The sequence below is a fragment of the Bradyrhizobium sp. CCBAU 45394 genome, from assembly GCF_028128655.1.
Taxonomy (GTDB): domain Bacteria; phylum Pseudomonadota; class Alphaproteobacteria; order Rhizobiales; family Xanthobacteraceae; genus Bradyrhizobium; species Bradyrhizobium diazoefficiens.
This window is the reverse complement of record NZ_LBIX01000072.1, coordinates 1-1,260: the sequence shown is the minus strand read 5'-3', so window position 1 is coordinate 1,260 and position 1,260 is coordinate 1. Positions and strand designations below refer to the sequence as shown.

At 63.0% G+C, this 1,260-nt stretch carries 1 protein-coding gene and 1 other annotated feature; the gene reads left to right on the top strand.

Annotated elements, in window-relative coordinates:
• Positions 1 to 1,221, top strand: a protein-coding gene (locus tag WN73_RS11740) for an IS3 family transposase (RefSeq protein WP_271552871.1) whose coding sequence is annotated in 2 segments (ribosomal slippage) — positions 1 to 281 and positions 281 to 1,221 — 1,222 coding nt annotated over the 2 segments. Because the reading frame shifts where the segments join, the coding sequence is not laid out codon by codon here. This gene is flagged as partial in the annotation.
• Positions 274 to 390 (top strand) — a sequence feature (AL1L pseudoknot). It overlaps the preceding gene by 117 nt.
• Positions 1,222 to 1,260: the final 39 nt, after the last annotated feature.

The following is a 1,260-nucleotide window of genomic DNA, read 5'->3' as shown; positions in this document are numbered from 1 at the left end:
GACGACGAACAAGTTTTCACCCGAGGTCCGGGACCGTGCGGTTCGGATGGTTCTGGATCACGCCGGCGAGCACCCTTCGCGCTGGGCGGCAGTGACATCGATTGCGGCCAAGATCGGCTGCACGCCGCAGACGCTGCATGACTGGGTCAAGAAGGCCGAGATCGACAGCGGGCGGCGGATTGGTGTTCCGACCGAGATGGCCGAGAAGCTGAAGGCTCTGGAACGGGAGAACCGTGAGCTTCGACAAGCCAACGAGATACTGCGCAAGGCGAGCGCTTATTTTGCGATGGCGGAGCTCGACCGCCGGTCCAAGCCATGATCGCCTTCATTGACGATCATCGTGGGGCGCATGGGGTCGAGCCGATCTGCAAGGTGTTGCCGATCGCCCCCTCGACCTACCACGCTCATGTGGTCAAACGGCGCGATCCGGCCAAACGGTCGACGCGCGCCAGGCAGGACGCGGCGCTGAAGATGGAGGTTCGGCGCGTCTTCGATCAAAACTTCTCCGTCTACGGCGTGCGCAAGGTCTGGCGCCAGCTCAAGCGCGAAGGCTTCGATGTTGCCCGTTGCACGGTGTCGCGACTGATGCGGGAGATGGGTTTGCAAGGGGTTATCCGCGGCAAGCCGGTCAAGACCACGATCAGCGCCAAGGCCGCGCCATGCCCGCTGGATCACGTCAACCGCCAGTTCAAGGCGCCAAGGCCGAACGTTCTCTGGCTCTCCGACTTCACCTATGTCGCGACCTGGACGGGCTTTGTCTACGTCGCCTTCGTGATCGACGCCTATGCCCGCAGGATCGTGGGCTGGCGAGCCTCGCGCACGGCGCATGCAGGCTTCGTGCTCGATGCGCTGGAGCAGGCGCTGCATGATCGACGGCCGGTCCATCGTGGCGGGCTCGTGCACCACAGCGACAGGGGCAGCCAATACGTATCCATTAAGTACACCGAGCGCCTGGCTGAAGCTGGTGTCGAGCCTTCTGTCGGCAGCGTAGGAGATTCCTATGACAACGCTCTCGCCGAAACCATCAACGGGCTCTACAAGGCCGAGGTGATCCATCGGCGCGGGCCATGGCGCAGCTTCGAGGCCGTCGAGTTTGCGACCCTGGAATGGGTGGATTGGTTCAACAACCGACGGCTCCTCGAGCCCATCGGCAACATCCCGCCAGCCGAAGCCGAGCAACGCTACTACGCCATGCTGGAACAACCCGCCATGGCGGCCTAACTTAAACCAAATGGCCTCCGGCAAACCCGGGACGGTTCA